The 19,260-nt window shown below is 67.0% G+C and carries 19 protein-coding genes; 11 read left to right on the top strand and 8 right to left on the bottom strand.

Translation table 11 applies throughout. The features are described from left to right. The first annotated feature begins 47 nt into the window (after positions 1-47). A complete protein-coding gene (locus RMP06_RS03040; protein ID WP_310460296.1) occupies positions 48-515 on the top strand; it encodes a cyclic nucleotide-binding domain-containing protein in 468 nt (155 codons plus the stop codon). A gap of 9 nt (positions 516-524) precedes the next feature. Here the strand turns inward: RMP06_RS03040 and RMP06_RS03035 are convergent, their stop codons facing one another. Next, on the bottom strand, positions 525-2,525 hold the full coding sequence (locus tag RMP06_RS03035; RefSeq protein ID WP_310460295.1) for a monovalent cation:proton antiporter family protein: 2,001 nt from the start codon (positions 2,523-2,525) through the stop codon (positions 525-527). A gap of 101 nt (positions 2,526-2,626) precedes the next feature. Between RMP06_RS03035 and RMP06_RS03030 the strand changes: the two genes are divergently transcribed. From RMP06_RS03030 to RMP06_RS03015, 4 genes are read left to right on the top strand one after another with little or no spacing between them, the layout of a single operon-like run. Then, complete coding sequence (locus RMP06_RS03030; protein ID WP_310460355.1) at positions 2,627-3,577, top strand: KpsF/GutQ family sugar-phosphate isomerase; 951 nt, start codon at positions 2,627-2,629, stop codon at positions 3,575-3,577. A gap of 2 nt (positions 3,578-3,579) precedes the next feature. Beyond that, on the top strand, positions 3,580-4,179 hold the full coding sequence (locus RMP06_RS03025) for a KdsC family phosphatase (protein ID WP_310460294.1): 600 nt from the start codon (positions 3,580-3,582) through the stop codon (positions 4,177-4,179). Between the two features lie 11 nt (positions 4,180-4,190). Next, positions 4,191-4,874: an LPS export ABC transporter periplasmic protein LptC gene (gene lptC / locus RMP06_RS03020; protein ID WP_310460293.1), complete on the top strand. Its 684-nt coding sequence runs from the start codon at positions 4,191-4,193 to the stop codon at positions 4,872-4,874. Beyond that, positions 4,871-5,671 carry an SDR family oxidoreductase gene (locus RMP06_RS03015; RefSeq protein WP_310460292.1) on the top strand — a complete coding sequence of 267 codons (801 nt, stop codon included), beginning with the start codon at positions 4,871-4,873 and terminating at the stop codon, positions 5,669-5,671. The genes lptC and RMP06_RS03015 overlap by 4 nt, the downstream gene beginning before the upstream one ends. A 110-nt stretch (positions 5,672-5,781) precedes the next feature. Here the strand turns inward: RMP06_RS03015 and RMP06_RS03010 are convergent, their stop codons facing one another. After that, entirely contained in the window at positions 5,782-6,297 is a 516-nt protein-coding gene (locus RMP06_RS03010) for an RNA recognition motif domain-containing protein (RefSeq protein WP_310460291.1), read from the bottom strand. 260 nt (positions 6,298-6,557) lie between these two features. Between RMP06_RS03010 and RMP06_RS03005 the strand changes: the two genes are divergently transcribed. The 3 genes from RMP06_RS03005 to RMP06_RS02995 all read left to right on the top strand — a co-directional run bounded on the left by RMP06_RS03005 (position 6,558) and on the right by RMP06_RS02995 (position 10,044). Continuing rightward, positions 6,558-7,199 carry a MarC family protein gene (locus RMP06_RS03005; protein WP_310460290.1) on the top strand — a complete coding sequence of 214 codons (642 nt, stop codon included), beginning with the start codon at positions 6,558-6,560 and terminating at the stop codon, positions 7,197-7,199. An 82-nt stretch (positions 7,200-7,281) separates the two neighbouring features. Further along, on the top strand, positions 7,282-8,943 hold the full coding sequence (locus tag RMP06_RS03000) for a GMC family oxidoreductase (RefSeq protein ID WP_310460289.1): 1,662 nt from the start codon (positions 7,282-7,284) through the stop codon (positions 8,941-8,943). 336 nt (positions 8,944-9,279) lie between these two features. Further along, positions 9,280-10,044: a sulfite exporter TauE/SafE family protein gene (locus tag RMP06_RS02995; protein WP_310460288.1), complete on the top strand. Its 765-nt coding sequence runs from the start codon at positions 9,280-9,282 to the stop codon at positions 10,042-10,044. Between the two features lie 6 nt (positions 10,045-10,050). On the opposite strand, the gene RMP06_RS02990 is transcribed toward RMP06_RS02995, so the two are convergent. The 5 genes from RMP06_RS02990 to RMP06_RS02970 form a co-directional block, all read right to left on the bottom strand. Continuing rightward, complete coding sequence (locus RMP06_RS02990) at positions 10,051-10,833, bottom strand: MBL fold metallo-hydrolase (RefSeq protein WP_310460287.1); 783 nt, start codon at positions 10,831-10,833, stop codon at positions 10,051-10,053. A 157-nt stretch (positions 10,834-10,990) separates the two neighbouring features. Beyond that, on the bottom strand, positions 10,991-11,674 hold the full coding sequence (locus tag RMP06_RS02985; protein ID WP_310460354.1) for an FHA domain-containing protein: 684 nt from the start codon (positions 11,672-11,674) through the stop codon (positions 10,991-10,993). 44 nt (positions 11,675-11,718) lie between these two features. Then, positions 11,719-12,501, bottom strand: coding sequence for a Stp1/IreP family PP2C-type Ser/Thr phosphatase (locus RMP06_RS02980; protein ID WP_310460353.1), 783 nt, complete (start codon positions 12,499-12,501; stop codon positions 11,719-11,721). 27 nt (positions 12,502-12,528) lie between these two features. Next, positions 12,529-15,192: a CHASE2 domain-containing serine/threonine-protein kinase gene (locus RMP06_RS02975; RefSeq protein ID WP_310460286.1), complete on the bottom strand. Its 2,664-nt coding sequence runs from the start codon at positions 15,190-15,192 to the stop codon at positions 12,529-12,531. 77 nt (positions 15,193-15,269) lie between these two features. After that, the gene (locus tag RMP06_RS02970) at positions 15,270-15,983 is read right to left on the bottom strand and encodes a TerC family protein (protein WP_310460285.1); all 714 of its coding nucleotides are present in this window, start codon (positions 15,981-15,983) and stop codon (positions 15,270-15,272) included. Between the two features lie 235 nt (positions 15,984-16,218). On the opposite strand from RMP06_RS02970, the gene RMP06_RS02965 reads away from it, so the two are divergent. After that, positions 16,219-16,578: an SWIB/MDM2 domain-containing protein gene (locus RMP06_RS02965; RefSeq protein WP_310460284.1), complete on the top strand. Its 360-nt coding sequence runs from the start codon at positions 16,219-16,221 to the stop codon at positions 16,576-16,578. 55 nt (positions 16,579-16,633) lie between these two features. On the opposite strand, the gene argC is transcribed toward RMP06_RS02965, so the two are convergent. Next, the gene (gene argC, locus RMP06_RS02960) at positions 16,634-17,575 is read right to left on the bottom strand and encodes an N-acetyl-gamma-glutamyl-phosphate reductase (protein ID WP_310460283.1); all 942 of its coding nucleotides are present in this window, start codon (positions 17,573-17,575) and stop codon (positions 16,634-16,636) included. A 52-nt stretch (positions 17,576-17,627) separates the two neighbouring features. Here argC and RMP06_RS02955 point away from each other — a divergent pair, with 52 nt between their 5' ends. Both RMP06_RS02955 and RMP06_RS02950 read left to right on the top strand, forming a co-directional pair. Next, positions 17,628-18,200 (top strand): RBBP9/YdeN family alpha/beta hydrolase, encoded by a 573-nt coding sequence (locus tag RMP06_RS02955; protein WP_310460282.1) that lies wholly within the window; start codon positions 17,628-17,630, stop codon positions 18,198-18,200. 30 nt (positions 18,201-18,230) lie between these two features. Continuing rightward, on the top strand, positions 18,231-19,145 hold the full coding sequence (locus tag RMP06_RS02950; RefSeq protein ID WP_310460281.1) for a ParB/RepB/Spo0J family partition protein: 915 nt from the start codon (positions 18,231-18,233) through the stop codon (positions 19,143-19,145). Positions 19,146-19,260 lie beyond the last annotated feature (115 nt).

The raw sequence follows: 19,260 nt of genomic DNA, 5'->3' as shown, positions 1-19,260 counted from the left end.
CATGTTCGACGATTGGATGGGAATGCCAGCATCAGCAGGAGTGCGCCATGGGAATAGATGATCTGATCGAGGCAGTCCAGTCCTACCGGGCCGATGATGCCTTCCGTGCACGTCTGGATCTTGCTCAGTGGCGCCACCTGGCTGCCTATCTGACGGCGTACCAGTTGCGCTCCGGCGACCTGCTGATCAAGCAGAACGATTGTGATCGTGCCGCCTACTTCCTCGGCCAGGGCACCTTGCAGGTCTACGTCAGCGGCGCCGCACCCGGCACCAGCCGCATCGCATTGATGCGCCCCGGCGCGCTGGTGGGCGAGACGGGCCTGTTCAGCGACCAGCCGCATTCCGCCAATGTCGAAGCCATGACCCCGTCCATTGTCTGGGCGCTGCACCTGCCACGGTTCGAGGAACTCACCGCGCGCGCGCCGCTGATCGCCAACGAGGTGCTGAGGGCGGCGGGTGCCGTGATGGTGGCGCGCCTGCGCGCGAATCTGGCGCTGCGGGTGGCCGTGGCCTGAAGCAGCGTTTCAGCGCTTGAGCAGGTGGCTCTCGGCCAGCGCCAGTGTTTCCGGCAAGCCGCTGAGCACCAGCACATCGCCGCCGGCCAGCACCAGCTCCTCGTCGCCCGTGGCCACGACTTGTCCAGTCGCCCGCCGCACCGACACCACCGACACACCCATCACGTGCAACGTCAGGTCGCCCAGGCGCTGACCGACGCTCGGCGCACCTGGCGGCAGACTGACCGACTGCAGCCGTGCCTGGTGCTGTTCGCTGACGGTGTCGTCGTCGGCGCCGTGGAAGTAGCCGCGCAGCAGGCCATAGCGGGCATCGCGTGCATCCCGCGTGATGCGGATCACCCGCCGCATCGGTACCCCCACCAGCGCCAGCGCATGGCTGGCCAGCATCAACGAGCCTTCGAGTGCTTCTGGCACCACCTCGGTGGCGCCCGCGGCGCGCAGGCGTTCGAGATCGGTATCGTCCGGCGTACGCACGACCACCGGCACGTGGGCCGCGTGTTCGCGCACATGCTGCAGCACCTTGAGCGCCGAGGGGGTGTCGTTGTAGGTGATGACCACCGCGGTGGCGCGTGACAGGCCGGCGGCGATCAGGCTCGGCAGCTTGGCCGCGTCACCGAAGACGACGCTCTGGCCTGCCGCTGCCGCCTGACGCACCCGATCCGGGTCCAGGTCGAGTGCCACGTAAGGGATGCGCTCCGTGTCGAGCAGGCGCGCCAGGTTCTGGCCGCTGCGCCCGTAGCCGCAGATGATCAGGTGCGCCTCAGTGCGCATCGACTTCTTGGCGATCGTGGTGAGCTGCACCGACTGCATCAGCCAGTCGGTCGCGGACAGGCGCATCACGATGCGGTTGCTGCCCATGATGATGAAGGGCGTGGCCAGCATCGACAGCACCATGGATGCGAGCACCGGGCTCATCCACTGGTTGCCGATGAGCTTGACGTCGGCGCCGAGCGTCAGCAGGACGAAACCGAACTCGCCTGCCTGTGCAAGGTACAGACCCGTGCGGATCGCCACCCCCGGCGCCGAGCCGAACAACCGCGCCAGCACCGCCACCAGCCCCGCCTTGGCCACCACCGGCAGCACGCTGAGCACCAGGACCAGCGGCCACTGGTCCAGCACCGGTCGCCAGTCGAGTTTCATGCCGATGGTGATGAAGAACAGCCCCAGCAGCACGTCGTGGAAGGGCCGGATGTCGGTCTCCACCTGGTGCTTGAACTCGGTTTCCGCGATCAGCATCCCGGCCACGAAGGCGCCGAGCGCCAGCGACAGTCCGGCGTGTTCGGTCAGCCACGACAGGCCGAGCGTGATCAGCAGGATGTTGAGGATGAACAGGTCTTCGCTCTTGCGCCGCACCACCAACGTCAGCCACCAGCGCATCACCCGCTGACCGCCCCACAGCAGCAGCGTCAGCAGGACCACCGCTTTGACCAAGGCCCCGCCCAGGGTGCGCCACAGGTCGTCGCCCCCATCGGCCAGCGAGGGAATCAGCACCAGCAGCGGCACGACCGCCAGATCCTGGAACAGCAGCACGCCCATGACGTTGCGGCCGTGTTCGCTCTCCAGCTCCAGCCGCTCGGCCATCATCTTGACCACGATGGCCGTGCTGGACATGGCCATTGCGGCACCGAGTGCCACCGCGCCCGGCCAGCTCAGATCCCAGGGTCGTCCCACCAGCTTGAACAGCAAGGCCAGCAGCACATGTCCCAATGCTGCACCGACCACCGTCAGCACCACCTGGCCTGCGCCGAGTCCGAACACCAGCCGCTGCATGCTGCGCAGCTTGGGCAGGTTGAACTCCAGCCCGATGACGAACATCAGGAAGACGACGCCGAACTCCGCCAGGTAGCGGATGCCGGCCGAGTCCCGTGCCAGCGCCAGCGCGTTGGGGCCGATGAGCACACCGACGATCAAGTAGCCCAGCATCGCCGGCAGTTTCAGCAGCCTGCAGCCCACCACTCCGAGCACGGCAGCGAGCAGGTAGAGGAGCGCGAGATCGAGATTGCTGGCCATGCACCGTCCTAGAATCACCCTATCCTAATTCAGCCTTGGCCCGAGATTCCGTGACCCCTGCCCATGCTGCCTCCACCTTCGATGCCGAGCGGGCCATCCGCATGGCCTGTCAGACCCTGCGCATCGAGGCCGACGCGTTGCTGCAACTTCAGGACCAGCAAGGCGCTGGCTTTGCTGCGGTGGTCGAGACCATGCTGCGCAGCACCGGCCGCGTGGTCGTGATGGGCATGGGCAAGAGCGGCCATGTCGGGCGCAAGATCGCCGCGACGCTCGCCTCTACCGGCACGCCGGCGCTGTTCGTCCACCCTGCCGAGGCCAGCCATGGTGACCTCGGCATGGTCACGCGTGGCGACGTGGTGCTGGCGATCTCCAATTCGGGCGAGAGCGACGAGCTGGCGGCGATCCTGCCGGCGCTCAAGCGGCTGGGCGTGACGCTGGTGGGCATGACCGGCCGGCCTGATTCGACGCTGGCGTCACACGCGGATCTGGTGCTGTCGAACCGCGTGGCGCAGGAAGCCTGTCCGCTCAACCTCGCCCCCACCGCCAGCACCACGGCGCAACTGGCGCTGGGCGATGCGCTGGCAGTGGCGCTGCTGGATGCACGCGGCTTTCGCGCCGAGGACTTTGCGCGCTCGCACCCGGGTGGTGCGCTCGGGCGCAAGCTGCTGACCCATGTCCACGACATCATGCGCCAGGGTGATGCGGTGCCGCGGGTCACACCCGAGGCGGGCTGCGTCGAGATGATGCGCGAGATGAGCGCCAAGGGCCTGGGTGCGACCGCCATCGTCGATGCCGACGGCCAGGCGATCGGCGTCTTCACCGACGGCGACCTGCGCCGCGCGGTCGAGCAGGGCATCGACCTGCGCACGCTGACCGCCGCGCAACTCCTGCGTGGTGTCCGGCCGCGCAGCGTGCGCGCCGATGCACTGGCGGTCGAGGCCGCCACGCTGATGGAGGAAGCCTGCATCACCACGCTGCTGGTCCACGACGTCGAGGGCCGCCTGATCGGCGCGCTCAACACCAACGACCTGATGCGCGCCAAGGTGATCTGAGCATGACGATTCCCACCCCTGTCTGGCCGCGACCGGTCCTGCCGACGCTGCAGTTTTCGCCCGAGCTGCTGCTGATGGCGCAGTCGGTGCGCGCGGCGGTCTTCGATGTCGATGGCTGCCTGACGGACGGCCGCATCTACATCGGCGAGTCCGGCGAGACGGTCAAGGCCTTCAGCACGCTGGACGGCCACGGCATCAAGCTGCTGGGGCGCGCCGGCATCACGCCGGTCGTGATCACCGGGCGCGACACGCCGGCCGTGCGCCGGCGTTGCGCGGACTTGGGCATCGTCCACGCGCTCCACGGCATCCACGACAAGCTCGCAGCGGCGCAGCAGGTGCTGCAAGCGCTGGCGCTGGACTGGCACGAACTGGCGGTCATCGGCGACGACTGGCCTGACCTGCCGCTGATGGTGCGTTGCGCGCTGGCCTGTGCGCCGGCGCAGGCCCATGCCGAAGTGCGGGCGGTGGCGCACCACGTCACGGCCATGCCGGGCGGGCAGGGTGCGGCCCGCGAGTTCTGCGATCTGCTGCTGATGGCGGGTGGCCACTATGCCGGGTTGCTGGCCGGTCATCTGACCACGCTGGACGGCACGGCGCGCTGAGGGCCCGCGCCGTGGCTCCCCTCGACGACGACGACGTCACACCGCTGCCCCTGCCGCCGCTGCTCAGCCGCTTGCCGGAAGCGGCGGGACATCCGGTGCTGCCGCGCAGCGTGCGGGTGCGCCACGCGCTGCTGGGTAATCTGCCGCTGTTCCTGATGGCGCTGCTTGCGGCCGCCACCTGGTGGCTGGTGCAGAGCACGCCAGCGCCGGTGCAGGACCGTGCGGCCTCCGAGATACGACACGAACCGGACTACGAAATGCGTGGCTTCTCGGTGCAGCACTACGCCTCCGCCGGTCCGGCGCGGGGGGTGGTCGAGGGCGATGTGGTCCGCCACTACCCGGACACCGACACGCTGGAGATCGACGGCGTGCGCCTGCGCTGGCGCGACGACGAGGGCCACACGCTGCGCGCCACGGCGGCCCGGGCTGTGGCGAGCGGCGGCGGGGACGAGGTGCGGCTCAGTGGCGGAGCGACGGTGGTGCGTGACCTGCTCTCGCTGGAAGAGGCGCCGCTGACCTTCACCAGCGAGGAGATGGTGTTCGACCGCCGTGCCGACCAGGTGCGCAGCGCCCGCCCGGTCACCCTGCGACAGGGGCAGAGCGTCATCGAGGCCCGGACGCTGGTCTATGACCACGCCGATGGCCGGCTCGAACTGCAGGGCGCCGTGAGGGGCCGTCTGCCTGCCCGGCGATGAACCAGGAGCAACTCGCACGCGAGCGTTCGCCGCTGGTGTTCATCACCGGCGCGTCCAGCGGCATCGGGCAAGCACTGGCGGCCGCCTATGCCAGCCAGGGCTGGCGGCTGGCGCTGGTCGCCCGGCGGGTCGAGGTGGTGCAGCAATGGCTGGCCGAGCAGGGCCTGGGGCCGGAGCGGGCGGCCGTCTACGCCGCCGATGTGCAGGATACCGACGCTGTCATCGCTGCGGCGACCCGGTGTCTGATCGAACAAGGGCTGCCGGCGGTCGTCATCGCCAATGCGGGCATCAGCGTGGGCATCGACACGGCCGATCGGGCTGATCTGGAGGTGCTGCACGAACTGTTCGCCACCAATGTACTGGGCATGGCGGCCACCTTTCATGCCTTCATCCGACCGATGCGTCTGGCACGGAAGGGGACGCTGGTGGGCGTGGCCGCCATCCGCGGTCTGCCGGGACATGGGGGCTATTGCGGCAGCAAGGCGGCAGTGGTGGCGTATTGCGAGAGCTTGCGCGTGGAGCTGCGTGCCGATGGCTTGCAGGTCGTGACGCTGGTACCGGGGTTTGTCGACACGCCGCTGACCCGCGGCAATCGCTACCCCATGCCGTTCCTGATTTCGCCGCAGATGTTTGCCAAGCGTGCTCTGTCGCTGATCGCGCGCGGCAGGCGCTTCGCAGTCGTGCCGCGGCAAATGGCCTGGGTGGTGGTGGTGCTCCGGCTGCTGCCGGGCTGGCTCTATGACCGAGTGATCGCCGGACGCGGACGCAAGCACCGTCGGGGTGAACCGCCGAACTAGCCACGCAGCCCCCAAATGCAACAAGGCGCCAGATCTTGCGATCTGGCGCCTTGTCTCAAAACAGAAGCTGGTTTTCGATCAAGCGTCAGCGAACCGACACTCTGGCGAAATCAGTAGCCGCCGCCGCCGTAGCCGCCGCCGCCACCGTAGCCGCCACCACCGCCACTGCGGCCACCGCCACCGCCGGTGCCGCCGCCGCCTTCACGGCGACCGCCGCCGCCGTAGGGGCTGCGGAAACCACCGCCGCCGCCGCCGCCAGGGCCGCCAGCACCACCGCCGCCGCCGCCGTAGCCGCCGCCGCCACTGCGGCCGCCACCACCACCACCAGCACCGCCGCCGCCACCACCGTAGGGGCTGCGGAAGCCACCCGGACGCTCTTCACGCGGACGGGCTTCATTGACGACGATGGCACGACCGCCGATCGGCTGGCCGTTCAGGCCGTTGATCGCGGCTTGGGCTTCAGGATCTGAGCCCATTTCGACGAAACCGAAGCCCTTGGAGCGGCCGGTTTCGCGGTCCATCATGACCTTGGCGGAGCTGACCGCACCAAATTGGGAGAACGCGTCGTTCAGATCTTCGTCGCGGACGCTGTAGGCAAGATTGCCCACATAGAGTTTGTTGCCCATGGAAGAGCGCCTTTCAAGAAACAGGGTACATGATGTACCAGAGGACCATGTGGCGGAGCTACAGCCAGCACTCATTCCAGGGAACAGAGAAAAGGCGCCGCGTCCAATCACGAGAGATCATTATGTATGACGGTCAAGCGCTGTGAGCATCCCTACTGCAAGAAGTGTTGTAAGGCTGCGCAGATTTTTTCGTCCAATTTGCCGCTGAAGGCTGTGGTTCAGGGGTAAACCCCGAATCCGTGCAGGTGCAGAATCTGAAGATGGACCTTTTCAAACCGCTGGTGGCGCTGCTGGCCATCGTCAATCCGATCGGCGTCGTGCCGTTCTTCATCCACTTCACCCAACACTTGTCGCCTGAACAGCGCAGACGCACGATCCGGGTGTCGAGCTTCTCGGCCTTCCTCGTCATTGCCATCAGCGCACTGGCGGGGCTGAAGGTGATCGAGTTCTTCGGGATCTCGCTGGCCTCGTTCCAGGTGGGTGGCGGGACGTTGCTGCTGATCAGTGCGCTGCAGATGCTCAACGCACAGCCAGCCGAGTCGCGCTCGGACGACGTCAGCGACGGCCAGCAGCGTGCCGATGCCGGCGACAGCATCGCCGTGGTGCCGCTCACCATTCCATTGCTGACGGGGCCCGCCACGATCTCGACCATGGTGATCTATGCCGACCAGGCCCGCCACTGGTGGCACCTGGCGGCCCTGGTCGGGTTTGGCGTGGTGGTGGGTGCCGCGACATTCCTGGCCTTTTCCGCGTCTGGCGCCATAGCGCGTCTGCTGGGCAAGACGGGCATCAACGTGATGACCCGCCTCATGGGGCTGATCTTGGCAGCGCTGGCGGTGGAGATCATGGCCGAGGGGCTGATCAAGCTGTTCCCGATTCTGGCGTCGCGTGTGAGCGGTTGAGATGCGGGGTCGACTGGCGTTTCGACTGAGTGTCAGCCGCGGTCCTTGCGCTTAGAGTCCGGGGCCACGGAGACCCCAGCACATGCCCAGTTTCGACTACATCATCATCGGCGCAGGAACAGCCGGTGCCTTGATGGCCAACCGCCTCAGTCACGCCAAGGGCCTCAGCCGCGTCCTGCTGCTCGAAGCCGGCGGGCATGACGACTACCACTGGATCCACATCCCGGTGGGCTATCTCTACTGCATCGGCAACCCGCGCACCGACTGGCTCTACCAGACCCAGCCCGATCCCGGTCTCAACGGTCGGACCCTGCGCTATCCCCGCGGCAAGGTGCTGGGCGGCAGCTCCAGCATCAACGGCATGATCTACATGCGAGGCCAGTCGCGCGACTACGACCAGTGGGCCGCCTTGACCGGCGACGACACCTGGCGCTGGGACCAGTGCCTGCCGTACTTCCGCCAGCACGAACACCACTGGCGGCTCGATCCTGGCCAGGCCGAGCAGACGCCCGAGGCCTTCAAGGCGCTGCACGGCCACGGGGGTGAATGGCGCGTGGAGAAGCAGCGCCTGCGCTGGGACGTGCTCGACGCCTTCGCACAGGCGGCGCAGCAGGCCGGCATCCCCGCCACCGACGACTTCAACCGCGGCACCAACGAGGGTGTGGGCTACTTCGAGGTCAACCAGAAATCTGGCTTCCGGTGGAACACGGCCAAGGCGTTCCTGCGCCCGATCTGCTTTGGCCGACCCAACTTCGAGATGTGGACCGGCGCCCACGTCCGCCGTCTGCTGACTGAACCTGGCGCAGACGGCGCATTGCGCTGCACCGGCGCCGAGGTGGTCACGCCGCATGGCGTCGAGATGGTGACCGCCAGCCGTGAGGTGATCCTGTGCGCGGGCAGCATCGGCAGCGTGCAGATCCTGCAGCTCTCCGGCATCGGGCCGGGTGCCTTGCTGCAGCAGCACGGCATCCCCGTGCAGCACGATCTGCCCGGCGTCGGAGAGAATCTGCAGGACCACCTGCAGATTCGCTCCGTCTACAAGGTGCAGGGTGTCAAGACCCTCAATACCCTGGCCGCCACGCCCTGGGGCAAGGCGAAGATCGGGCTGGAGTACCTGCTGCGCCGCACCGGGCCGATGAGCATGGCGCCGTCCCAGCTCGGCGCCTTCACGCGCACGTCGGACGCCTTCACCTGGCCGAACATCGAGTACCACGTCCAGCCGCTTTCGCTCGACGCCTTCGGCCAGCCGCTGCACGCGTTCAACGCCTTCACGGCGAGTGTGTGCAACCTCAACCCGACCTCGCGCGGACATGTCCGCATCACTTCGCCGCGCCATGAGGATGCACCTGCCATCTTCGCCAACTACCTCGCCACCCCCGAGGACCTGCAGGTCGCGGCCGACTCCTTGCGCGTGACCCGGCGCATCGTGGCGCAGCCGGCGATGCAGCGCTACCAGCCCGAGGAGTTCAAGCCCGGCATCCAGTACCAGAGCGACGAGGACCTGGTGCGTCTGGCGGGCGACATCGCCACGACCATCTTCCACCCGGTGGGCACCTGCAAGATGGGCCGGGCGGATGATCCGACGGCGGTGGTCGATGCGCGTTTGCGGGTGCATGGCGTGGCCGGGCTGCGTGTGGTGGACGCCAGCGTGATGCCCACGATCACCAGCGGCAACACCAACTCGCCGACCCTGATGCTGGCCGAACGGGCGGCGCAATGGGTGCTTGCCGACCGCCACGCTTGACCGATGCCCATTTTCGGGCGCTACAACGGCGTTACAAGGGGGCAACACGCCAGGTAGATGAGGGAAACCCCGAATAGGTTCGGCTGCTCCCAGCCCCTACATTTCCGCCACTCGCAAACGCAGACCCTTGGTGGCTGCGTGCAGGAGCGAGGGACTGAGGAGACTGGTTCACCAAGCGCAATCAACAGGCGCCGACAACAACAACACCATCACCCTGCCACCCAATAAAATTTCCAGGCAGGTCTGACGCTCCGAACATGCAGCGCAAGAGCGCAGTGAGACAATTCAAAGGCACCGGCAACCCCGGTGCCTTTTGTTTTTCAGGGGGCGTGGGAGATGGATCTGGTGTGGGTGACGCTGGCGTCGGGGCTGGCGGGGTTTGTCGATGCGATCGTGGGCGGTGGCGGGCTGGTGCTGGTGCCGGCCTTGTTCGCTGTGTATCCGGCGGCGGCACCTGCCACGCTGTTCGGTACCAACAAGGGCGCCGCCATATGGGGCACGGCCTGGGCCACAGCGCAGTACGCCCGCAGGGTGACGATGAATTGGGTGACGCTGGTGCCGGCCGCCGTGGCCGCGCTGGTCTTCAGCTTTGCCGGAGCCTGGCTGGTGACACAGGTGCCTGCCACCGGGCTGCGCAAGGCGCTGCCGTTCATCTTGCTGGCTGTGCTGGTCTACACGCTGGTGCGCAAGGACCTGGGGCGCACCCATGCTCCCGGTTCCTCCGCGCGGCGCGAAGCCCTGCAGGCCACCCTGATTGGTGCCCTGGTGGGTTTTTACGACGGTTTCTTCGGCCCCGGCACCGGCAGTTTCTTCGTGTTCCTGTTCGTGCGCGTGCTGGGTTACGACTTCCTGCACGCATCGGCGGCGGCCAAACTGCTCAACACGGCCACCAACGTGGCGGCGTTGGTGCTGTTTGCCTCGACCGGGCATGTCTGGTGGTCGGTGGCAGCCACGATGGCTGTGGCCAACATCGTCGGCAGCCTGCTGGGGACGCGGCTGGCCCTGCGCCACGGCGCCGGCTTCGTGCGCGGCGTGTTCATCGTGGTGGTGGGGGCGTTGATCGTGCGCACCGGGTGGGACGCGCTCCGGCTCGCCGGTTGAGGCGGGTCAGAACCGGTAGCGTTCGCCCCGGGTTAGCGCGAAGACCGGCAAGGGCAGGTCGAGTGCAGCCAGTTGCCCTGTCACGGCGGCCATCTCGCCCGGCTTAATGTGGGTGATGGCGATCGAGGTGTCGCTGTCCACGTCGAGGTTCCGCAGTTCCTCAGCAAGCATCGATGGCGACAGGTGGCGGCTGATCTCGGCGAGCATGCGCTCATCGTCGTTGAACGCCGTTTCGATCACCAGTTGCGCAATCGGGCGTCCGCGCAAGCGCTCCCAGAGTGCCGGATTAGGTCCCGTGTCGCCGGTGAACACCCACCAGCCGGAGGGCGTGTCCACGGCAAATCCGCAGGCGGGTACCGTGTGCCATGCTGGCAGCACCTCAATGCGCAGGCCGCTCAGGTCCAGCAGGTCACCGGTCTGGAATGGCACCAGCGCCAGGATGGGCTGGTCCCGACGCGGCAACCTGGTGAAATCGGGCCAGATCACGTTGTTGAAGACGTGCTGGCGCAGAGCGTCAAGTGTCTCGGGCAGACCGTGGACCTGGATGGGGCGGAACGGCGTCATGGCCAGACGGCGCTGCATGACACTGTCGGCAATCAGTGGGATGCCCAGCACATGGTCCAGGTGCGAATGGGTCAGCACGATGTGGTCGATGGCGGCCAGCTCGTCCAGGGTCAGGTCGCCCACACCGGTTCCGGCGTCGACGAGCACGTGCTCATCGAGCAGAAAAGAGGTGGTCCGGTTGTCGAGGGCAATCGAGCCCGAGCAGCCTAGGACACGCAGATTCATCAGGTTTCCAGGTGAGGAATTGCAACAGAGGCGGCCATGCTGCCCCGCACCTCACCCCGGCGCAAGCGAGCCCCTGCGCACTTCCGCACTGCTTGCGCCCCGCCGTAGGTGCCGGAGTCTGTCAATGTGAACAAGCACACGGGCCGTGTCCGCCCGGTCAGGGTTGCATGAACTGCATCTGCGTGCCAGCGAGTTCGATGACGTCACCATCCTTCAGATGAACAGGATCGGATTGCACTGGTGCACCATTGACGGTCGGCCTAGCATTGCCTTCCACGTGGGCGAACACATAGCCGCCAGGACGCTTGGTGATCGAGGCCACCTGCACCCCGGGCTTGCCGACCGTGGTCACCACCTTGGTGAGCACGACCTCACGTCCTGCCGCCGCTCCCGACAGCACCCGGATGGATGCCTGGGGGACGGTTCCAGCGGCCAGCCCGCCGAAGCCCGAGGGTGGGAATGCGCTGGGCATCGTTGGCGCGGTGGGCCGTCCGTGCAGGCCGTGCGGGTGCTGGCCCGGCTTGAGGATCATGGTTTTCTCGTAATCCGAGCTGTCCTCGACCAGGTACTTGATCTTGTATTTGCCGATTTCAATCGTGTCGTTGTGTTGCAGGAGCTGCTTCTTGATGGCGCGGCCGTTGATGTACGTGCCATTGGTGCTGTTCTGGTCCTCGATGTAGACATCCTGACCGACCATCTGCAGCACGGCGTGCTCCCCGCTGACAGCGAGGTTGTCGATCACGATGTCGTTGTAAGGACGCCGGCCCAAGGTGGTCTTGTCCTTGGTGAGCTGAACTTCCTTGATGACAACACCGTCCAGCGAAACAACAAGTTTGGGCATGAGCAACCTCTGAAGCTTGGCGTCTGGGATCTGGTCCCTGGATCTCAGCGCCGGAATGGCCACCACGCTTGGCCTGCACCGGGCAGGGCGTGAACGGCTACCAGTATCACAGCGATATTATCCCGCCCGCCCGCCTGATTGGCGGCATCGAGCAGTGCTTGCGCAGCTTTGTCAATCTCGGGATGTTCGCCCAGTACGGCAGCGATGCGCGGGTCGTCGAGCATGTCCGACAGGCCGTCCGAACACAGCAGGAACCAGTCGTCGGGATGGACGGCATGGACATGGGCTTCGAGCAGTACCACGTCCTCGACGCCGACCGCGCGGGTCACCAGGTTCTTCTGGTGGCTGTAGGCGGCTTGTTCAGGCGAGATCAGACCGGCATCGATCTGTTCTTGCAGCAGCGAGTGGTCGCGGGTGAGTTGCATCAGGCGGCCATCGCGCCAGCGGTAGGCCCGTGAATCGCCGATGTGGCCCAGCAGCAGCCGGCCGCCCCGGAACACGCCAACCACCAGCGTGGTGCCCATGCCGGCGTACTGCGGCTCGGCGTGGGCGGCATTGAAGATGGCACGGTTGGCGTTGTCCACGCAGACGTCCATTGCCCGGCGCACTTCGCGATCGGAGGCTTCCGGCCCGGCTTCGCGCAGCCACTGGCCGAGTTCGCGCTGGAGGAACGCGGTGGCCATGCCGCTGGCGACTTCGCCAGCGTTGTAGCCGCCCATGCCATCGGCCAGCACCATCAGGCCAGCCGACTCGTCCAGGGCGACCGAGTCTTCATTGTTGTTGCGGACGCGGCCACGGTCGGTCGCGGAAAAGAACTCGAAAGTCATGGGAAAGACACGCGGGCGGTCCATGGATCAGCGGCGTGATTGTGACGCGGCGGTTCTCGGCGCGGGCATCTGTGCCGTGTGCGGGAATGGTCCCGCCGCGTATTCCTCCACCGATCCGAGCACGGGGAAGTCCTGGCGCTGTGATCTGCTGCGCTGCAACATGGATGAGATCAGGTGCAGATCGGTGGCGAGTTCGAGACCATCCGGATAGCGCAGCTCGGGCCGCTTGTCGAGCAGGATGCCCAGCACGTCCGCCAGCGCCTCGGGCACCGAGGGCCGCAGACTGCGCACGTCCGGCGCGGGTTTGTTGGCGATGGCGCCCATCAGCTCGGTCATCGTGTGGCCCGACAGCGGCAGATCCCCGGTGAGCATGTGGAACATCAGCACGCCGAGCGAATACAGGTCACTGCGGCCATCGGTCTGGCGTCCGGCGATCTGCTCGGGTGACATGTAGGAAGGCGAACCGAGGATCAGACCGGTGCGGGTGCGGCTGGCGCCGGAGATCCGGGCGATGCCGAAGTCCGTGACCTTCACCTGCCCGTGCGTCAGGTCGATCATCACGTTGGCCGGCTTGATGTCGCGGTGGACCACACCCAGCGCGTGGGCGTGAGCCAGCGCGGTGGCGATCCGCGTGCCGATGGCCACGATCGTGGCCATCGGCAGCAGGCTGCCGGCGCGCAGGTGCTGGCTGAGGTCATGGCCGGTGAGGCGCTCCATGGCGATGTAGGCGATGCCGTGCTCTTCACCGGTCTTGAGCACGCGCACGATGTCGGGGTGCTGCAGCCGGCGCGCGGCTTCGGCCTCGCGGTGGAAACGCTGGCGGGCCTCCTGGAGCGCGTAGCCATCGAACTCGCGGGCCAGCGCCAGTGTCTTGACCGCCACTTCCTGTCCGGTTTCAGTGTCCTGGGCCAGGTAGACCCGTCCCATCGCGCCGCGGCCGAGTTCACGATCGAGTCGGTACGGCCCGAGCTTGGGTAACTCGCGCTGCGCATCGGGCGCAGTCAGCGCCGCGCCGGCAAGCACCTCGTCGCGCGACAGTGGCTGGGTCTTTTCGAGTGCCCGCGCCGCCGCATCGCCGTCGCCGAAATCTTCCGGATCGCGTGGAATCGGCCGTGTTTTCTCGTAGGCATGGTCCAGTTCCGCCATGTCCATCGCCTGTGTCTTGGCGCCGAATCCGTTGGGGAGTTCGGTGTCGGGGCCGCTGTCGTGCATGGAGGCGGCGGGGGGGGGCAGGGGCGCTGCTGGCGCGGCAGGCAAGGGCATCGGCTTCGGCGCCGTGCGTGGCTCCAGCGGCATCACGTCGAAGGTGGTGATGATTGTGTCGGCCATCGGCGTATCGATCAGCACGGGCGGTGGTGCGCTGTGTCGGGTGGTGCGGCGCGACCAGTGTTCGTGCAGGTACAGCCCGATCCAGGCACCAATCAGGCCGAACATCGGCAAGGTCAGTGGCGCCCAGATCCGCGCCTGCCCCAGCAGAACATGCGGCACGATCAGCAACACCAGGCCTGCCGCGGCCGACAGGGCAAGCGCCGAGCCGCGCGTCACCCGTGGCAGGACGCGCAGCACAAAGCCCGCCACACCGGCCAGCAGCAGCCATGGCACCCACAGTGCCCCGCCCGGCTGCTGCACCCAGCGGCCGCTGACCAGTGCCGACGTGACCCGTGCCAGTGCCTCGGCCGGATGGATCAGGCGGCCGTCCGGCAACCGGATCTGGCGGGCGGTCATGCCCGTATCGTCGTGGCTGATGATGACGATGCGACCTTGCAGCCGGGCGACAGCGGTCGGGTTGTCGAGCACGTCCTGCGCACTGATGGTCACGATGCCTGACTGTGCCGCCGTCCCCGGCGCCCACAGCGGTGCGAGCTGTCCTAGGGCATCGACCGGGAGCGTGCGTCCGCCCAGGCGCGGTGGGGACGATTGCAGAGCGGTGTCAATCTGGGCTGGCGTGAGGCCACGGTGCAGGCCGGCGGCCAGCACCGCGAGCGAGCTGACCCGCCATGCACCGACCTGCCTTTGCAGTGCGTGGCGGCGCAGCACGTCGTCGCGGTCGGGCTGAATCTCGCTGTGGCCCACACCTGCCGCGGCGTCGCGCAGCAGCGGCAGGGGCCAGGGGGCGGCCAGCGGTGCGCCGGTGGGGGTGCGCGCGCCGGGCGCCTGGCTCTTGGAGGCTGCGGGGGTGGCGGTCGACGGCAGGCTTGGCAGCGCGGCCAGGCTCAGCAGCGTACGCTGGTGGCGCTCCAGACTGGCGGAGAGCCGTGCGTCGCCGTCGAGGTTCAACTCGCTGCGCTCCAGCATGGCTGGTAGCTCGGGATACTTGGCCAGCACCGGGTCAGCGGCGATGGTGGCGTGCAGGTGCTGCAGCTCGGCCAGTGCCCGTTCACTCTCGTGGCCGATGAAGGGCTCGGTCTCGACGACGACGCTGGCCTGCACCAGCCGATCGATCAGCCGTGCGTGCAAATCCCGTGACCAAGGCGCACGGCCGTAACGGGCTTGGCTGGTCTCGTCGATCATCACCAGTGCGACTTCGGCGACAGGCGCCGGCGCCATGCGGCTGGTGATGGCGCGGTCGAAGAGCCACTGCTGTGGCAGCAGTGCCAGGTCGGTGGTGGCGTGCAGCAGACCGGCGAGACCCAGAAACAACAAAGCCCAGGCCCTGTCCTGTTTCCAGAAGATGGGGCGTGGGCTGGTCATGTTGATCGGACGGGAATGTGCAGTAGCGGTCCGACAGTATCGCAGCGCCGGAGCCCGCTCCGGCACCGTGGCGTGCGTCAGACCGTTTGTTCGTCCGCGCTCTTGCCGGCTTCCTGGCGCTTGGCGAGCTGTTTGCCCACCACCACCACCGCGAATGCGAAGAACAGGCTGATCGGAATCTCCAGGTTGTGCAGGTGCTGGTGGACCCAGTCGATGATCGACGGATCGGTCATGCCCATCTCGGCGGCCACAAAACCCAGCAGGGCGGCACCGACCGTGATGATGATCGGGAAGCGTTCCATCAAGTGCAGCAGCAGCGTGCTGCCGAAGATGATCAGCGGAATCGACAGGCCCAGGCCCGCGATCAGCAGCGGGATTCGGGCTTCGAGTGGTGCGCTGTCGGCGGCGGCGGCCACAGCGATGACGTTGTCCAGGCTCATCACCAGGTCGGCGACCAGGATGGTGCGGATGGCGGTTCCGAGCGACGAGCTGGCCTTGATGTCGCCATCACCGTCACCTCCGGCCAGCAGCTGGATGCCGATCCACAGCAGCAGTACCGAGCCGATCAGTTTCAGGAAGGGGTATTGCAGCAACTGCACCGCGAACAGCGTCAGCACCACCCGCAGCACGATGGCCGCGCCGCTGCCGCCGAAGATGGCGGCTTTTTGTTGCTGGGGCGGCAGGCCGCGGGCGGCCAGCGCGATCACGACGGCGTTGTCACCGGAAAGCAGGATGTTGACCCAGATGATTTTCATCAGGGCGATCCAGATGGCGGAGTCGGCTAGGTTCATGGCAATGTCGAATTCGAATGGGGTTGAACCACGGAGTGTCCGGCCACACACACCGATCGTCAGTGCGTGAAATTACGAATCTGCGGGCATGGTCGGCCGTGTGGCAGATGATTTTGACAGGTGCAGCAGAGGAACTCCGCTGCGCACGCCTTCTCAACACCATAGGCAAGCAGTACCATTGCCGCGCAGTGCCGGTCCCACGGGCACATCACCATCCAAGACGGAGAAATCACACATGGCAACTGCCAAGAAGGCCGCCGCGAAGAAGGCCCCCGCACAAGTAGTCGAAGTGGCTGTTGCTGCACCTGTTGCAGCACCGGTGGTCGAAGCCCCTGCGGCCGAGGTCAAGAAGCCCAATGCGGCCTTCATGAAGCCGATGACCCCTTCGAAGCTGCTCGCGGCCGTGGTCGGCAAGGGCATGATGCCCCGCACCGAAGTCACCAAGAAGGTCTGGGAATACATCAAGCAGCACAACCTGCAGGATCCCGCCAACAAGCGCATGATCAACGCCGACAAGAAGCTCAAGGCAATCTTCGGCAAGGATCAGGTCTCGATGTTCGAGATGACCAAGCTGATCAGCAACCAGCTCTCCTGAGTTGTCCTGATCCACCAAAAGCCCGGCACCGCCGGGCTTTTTTGCGTCCGGGGCGTCAGAGGCCCAAGCTTTCCTCGATGCCGAGATGCACATTCATCGACTGCACCGCCGCGCCGCTGGCACCCTTGCCGAGGTTGTCCAGACGTGCCATCAGCAGCACCTGCTCGCCATTGGCGAACACGAACAGATCGACCCGGTTGGTGTCGTTGCAGCCCTGCACGTCGAAGAAGCCGTCTTCCATCGTTGCCGGGTCGTTGAGCGGCATCACGCGCACGAAGGGCTCGCCGGCGTAGTGCTCGGCAAATGCCGCGTGCAGCCGTTCAGCCGTGGCGCCCGGGGCCAGTTGCGCGCGGTGCAGCGGGATCGTCACCGACAGCCCCTTGTAGAAGTTGCCGACCACCGGCACGAACACCGGCTTGGTCGTCAGCCCTGTGTGGGTCATCATTTCCGGGATGTGCTTGTGCGACAGCCCCAGCGCGTAGGGACGTGGCGATTGCAGCTTCACGTCGCCGCCCGCCTCGTACTGCTCGATCATCTTCTTGCCGCCACCCGAGTAGCCCGTCAGCGACGTGGCGCTCACCGGCAACGCGGCGGGCACCAATCCGGCATCGACCAGCGGGCGCATCAGCAGAATGAAGGCGCTGGCGTGGCAGCCGGGGTTGGCGATGCGCTTGGTGGCGCGCAGCTGTTCGCGCTGGCCGGGCGCCAGCTCCGGCAGGCCGAAGGCCCAGCCCGGCACGGTGCGGTGCGCGGTGCTGGCGTCGATCAGGCAGGTGTTCGGGTTGATGATCAGCGCGGCGGCTTCGACCGCGGCGGCATCCGGCAGGCACAGGAAGGCCACGTCAGCCGCGTTGAGCAGACGGGCGCGCTCGGCGGCGTTCTTGCGCTGGTCGGGCGCGATGCGCAACACCTCGATGTCGGCGCGGCTGGCCAGATACTCGTGGATGCGCAAGCCCGTCGTGCCTTCCTGGCCGTCGACAAACACTGCATGCTTCATGGGGGAACCTCGTGATCGGTGGAACGCGAAAGAATACGGCATGGACATGACGATGAACACTTCTGGCCTTCTGGAAACCTGCCGTGTGTTGCTGTTGCCAGGCTGGCTTGGCTCGGGCGAGGGCCACTGGCAGACCCGCTGGGCGGCGCTGCACGGCTTCACGCGGGTCGAGCAGGACGACTGGACCTGGCCGCGCCGCGGCGACTGGATGGCGCGGCTCGACGACGTGCTGCTGTCGGATGTGCGTCCGGCGGTGCTGGTCGCGCACAGCCTGGGTTGCCAGCTCGTGGCGGCGTGGGCGGCACACAGTCGCCACACGGGCCGCGTCCAAGGTGCGCTGCTGGTGGCACCGCCCGACACCGAGCGCGACGACATGCCGCCGCAGCTGCACAACTGGCGACCGATGCGGCGCGGGCGGCTGCCATTCGTGGCGACCGCGGTGGTGTCGTCGGATGATCCGTATTGCGACCCGGCCCGCGCGGCCGGACTGTGCGTCGACTGGGGCGCCACGCGGGTGGACGCCGGCCCGCGCGGGCACCTCAATGCCGAATCCGGCCTGCAGGACTGGCCGGAGGGGCTGGCACTGGTCGCATCACTGGTGAATGCCCCGAGCGTTCAGCCCTGAAACCACACCAATATCGCGGACAATCGCCGGATGGTCACCAAGAAGCCCAAAGGTCTCGGTCGCGGTCTGGAAGCCCTGCTCGGGCCGCAGGTCAGCGACACCACGCCACAGCCCGGCGGCAAGGAGAGGCATCCCGGTGCCGTTCAGCTCGACCAGCTCCTGCCCGGCAAGTACCAGCCGCGCACACGCATGGACGAGGGCTCGCTGTTCGAGCTGGCCGAGAGCATCAAGACCCAGGGCGTGATGCAGCCAGTGCTGGTGCGTCCGGTGGCCGCGCGCGACGGGCTGCCGATGTACGAGATCATCGCCGGCGAGCGCCGCACCCGTGCCGCGCGGCTGGCGGGGCTGGACGAGGTGCCGGTGCTGGTGCGCGACGTGCCGGACCAGGCTGCCGCGGTGATGGCGCTGATCGAGAACATCCAGCGCGAAGACCTCAATCCGCTCGAAGAAGCGCACGGCGTGCAGCGCCTGATCCGCGAATTCGGGCTGACGCATGACAGCGCCGCACAGGCCATCGGCCGCTCGCGCAGCGCGACGTCCAACCTGCTGCGCCTGCTGCAACTGGCCGAGCCAGTGCAGCAGATGCTCACCGCCGGCGACATCGACATGGGCCACGCCCGTGCGCTGCTGTCGCTGGACAAGGCGCACCAGATCACTTGCGCCAACGAAGTCGTTGGCCGCAAGCTGTCGGTGCGGGAAGCCGAAAAACTCGTCAACCGCCAGCACGATCTGGCTCAGCCAGGTGCGGCCGATCGCGCCCGTCCGGCCAAGTCGCGCGACGTGCAGCGGCTCGAATCGCTGCTGTCGGATCTGCTGACCGCCCAGGTCGAGATCCGCGTCAAGAAGCGCACCCGCCGTGGCGAGCAGGGCGAAGTGGTCATCGCCTTCGGCTCGCTCGACGAACTCGGCGGTCTGCTCGACCGCCTCGGCGCCACCGAGCGCTGAGCACGGTTCACCGCGCTGCGCCACCCGGTTCCGGGTGGCTTTCATTCCGCTGATCGACCCCGACCCGAGTGTTGTTGCCAATCGTACGATCCGTCACGATCAGGTCCGACATGTT

It is taken from the genome of Sphaerotilus sp., assembly GCF_031429695.1.
Taxonomy (GTDB): Bacteria; Pseudomonadota; Gammaproteobacteria; order Burkholderiales; family Burkholderiaceae_C; genus Sphaerotilus.
The sequence above is the reverse complement of the archived record's forward strand: the minus strand, read 5'-3'. Positions and strand labels throughout refer to the sequence as shown.